This is a genomic window from Caballeronia sp. M23-90 (genome assembly GCF_053574605.1).
This window is the reverse complement of record NZ_JBSIPA010000671.1, coordinates 1-2,536: the sequence shown is the minus strand read 5'-3', so window position 1 is coordinate 2,536 and position 2,536 is coordinate 1. Positions and strand designations below refer to the sequence as shown.

Genomic DNA, 2,536 nt, shown 5'->3' with positions numbered 1-2,536 from the left:
TGGCGTCGTGCGCGCGCTCACCGATGGCGAGTATGTGATCAGCGGACCGACCTACACGGGACAACGCGCGTATATGGGCCGGGCGGCGGTGCTCGATCTCGGCCTCGCGAAGATCGTCCTGACCGAGCGCACGCACGAACCGTGGGACCTCGGCGTGTTTGAAAGCGTGGGTATCGATCCACGGCGTGCCACTTTCTTGATTCTTAAATCGCGGATGTATTGCCGTCCGGTGTTCGTGCCGATAGCAAAGGGTCTGGTCGAATGCGACAGCCGGGGCGTGACCAGTTCGGATTTCAGTTTGTTTGATTTCGGTAATGTGCAGCGGCCGGTTTATCCGTTGGACGCTGATGTGAGCTGGTAGGCAATTAACCAAGACAAATGCCGTGCGTATTCCCGAAAGAAAGTGCGGCATTTTTGAAACGAGATTCCATATTCCCGATCTTTACTCTGCGGCCGGAACGGATTAATCACCGCTCCGGCCAACTAGTTTTTTCCTTAATTGTGGTGCAGCAAACAAGAAAAATGACTGGCACTCCGCGGCCGCGATGTTCAATTAACTGCTTGAGCTGGGTTCTCGTTCTGCCATCCGCTTCTTTCAATTGTCTTCGTTTGAATCAAATAACTGGTTTACCCTTTTCGATCAGCCGTTTACGGCTCGACCCTCTTCACGCGGCGAAATACTCGGTTCAAGCGATAACAAATATTTGTTGAAATATCTTGTAAAGCTTGTCATTCTCCAGACAAAGGCTGAAAAAGCCAAATATGAGAACGAGAGAGAACCGAGGGTTTCACGCCATGTCACATTTAATCGCTGTTGTAAGCGTACGGCCAGTCACGTCTATCGCGCGAAGATGCGTATGGCGGGCTTGATGCTGCGCGCTCGCGGAGCAATTCGCGTTTAGCGCCGGAAAATAAAACGATACCGGGCCTGAAGCTGTCGCCAATGAGCGGCGCGGATAAACACGTCCATATAAAAACCGGGCACATCTTTTCTTTAAACCGGCGTATTCAATGCGCGGCTTTGTGTCGTCTGCGTTTTTTGCGGATTCGATCGGCGCTGCATCTGCAAAGCGTCATCCACTCTAACTAATAGAGCGAGGCAACAATGAGCAAGGTGTATCGCGTGGTCTGGAGCAAGTCCCAGGGTGCTTATGTCGTTACGTCAGAATTGGCGAAAAGCAATTGCAAAGGACCCTCCGCACGAGATGTATCGGTAAGCGGTTCAGGCAATCTGGCCGGCGAGATCAGAGGTATCGGCTTTCCCAAGCCGATGGTCATGGCATTGGCCACAGCGGCCCTGTTTCTTGGCGACAATCCTGCAGCATGGGCCGCGTGCACAGCGACAGGCGCGACAGTGAACTGCACTGGCGCTGCCAATATTTCGTATGCCAATTCAGCGAACAACTTGACGGTCAACATGTTGCCAGGGGCGTCGGCCGGCGTGCTGCTTGGCGTCGGCGGAACGGCGATGAGCCTCACCGGAAGCAATGTGACGCTCAATAACGCGGGGACTATCGACCCGAGCTTGCTTGGCCTGATCGGTGTGCTGTCGAGCGGCACGGTCATTGGAAACGGCGGTGCGGCGAGCACGATCAACGTAACCAATAGCGGCAACATGAACGGCACGGGCGGATCGATCAACGTATCGCTGCCCACCCTCAATGGCATGGCGCTCGCTGTGCAGAACACCACGGGCGGCGTTACCAATATCAGTAACTCGGGCACCATCGGAGCATCGACATTGCTCGATGCGGCCGTGCTGCCATCGGATGCGCCAGTGGTCGCGGTCTTTGGTGGCGGCCAGACCAACGTGGTCAATACAAGTACCGGACTCATCACAGGCCGCGTCGGCTTGCAGGCTTCCGGCACGCCGGGCACGGGAAACACCTTCGTCAATGCAGGGACGATCAATGGCAGCGTCTCGATGGGCGCAGGCAGCACAAACACCTTCACTGCCGTGACCGGTTCGTCGGTCAACGCGTCCGGAGGCTTGGGACTTTCACTCGGCGTAGTGGGCATCAACGTTGGTTTCGCCGCGACCGGCGTGGTCGATGGCGGTCTCGGCGGCAACAACACACTCGTGCTCCAGAACACGGCCACGGGTACAGGCGCGGGAACCACTGGGACGGGGACGGTTGCAAGCGGGACGTATATCGACTTCCAGCATTTGAAGGTCAATAGCGGCACGTGGACATTGAACGGCCCTTTGGGCGGTCTGGCCGACACGACGCTTGCCGGCGGCGTCGCCGGATTCAACGACAACGCGTCGTTCGGCAGCGGCGCGCTTACGTCGGCGGGGGGCACGATCCAGGCGAACTCGGGCGGCCTGAACGTCGCGAACGATGCGACCTTGCAAGCGGGCGGCCTGACGGTCCAGGGAACCAACGCCCTGACGATGTCGGGCGTCCTGTCCGCCGATGACCAATAATGGATGGGCCGAGCGCGTTCGGGTCATGAGTGCCCACCTGCCCATTGGGCCCGATTTCGTCGTGAGCCAGCATGAGCTTGCGAGCCCCGACGCGGAAGTTCAAATCCA

At 57.5% G+C, this 2,536-nt stretch carries 2 protein-coding genes; both read left to right on the top strand.

The features are described from left to right. Positions 1 to 361: MlrC C-terminal domain-containing protein (locus ACRXB1_RS34440; RefSeq protein ID WP_449494585.1), on the top strand; the 361-nt coding region annotated here is incomplete at its 5' end. 744 nt (positions 362 to 1,105) lie between these two features. Continuing rightward, complete coding sequence (locus ACRXB1_RS34435; protein ID WP_449494584.1) at positions 1,106 to 2,428, top strand: ESPR-type extended signal peptide-containing protein; 1,323 nt, start codon at positions 1,106 to 1,108, stop codon at positions 2,426 to 2,428. Positions 2,429 to 2,536: the final 108 nt, after the last annotated feature.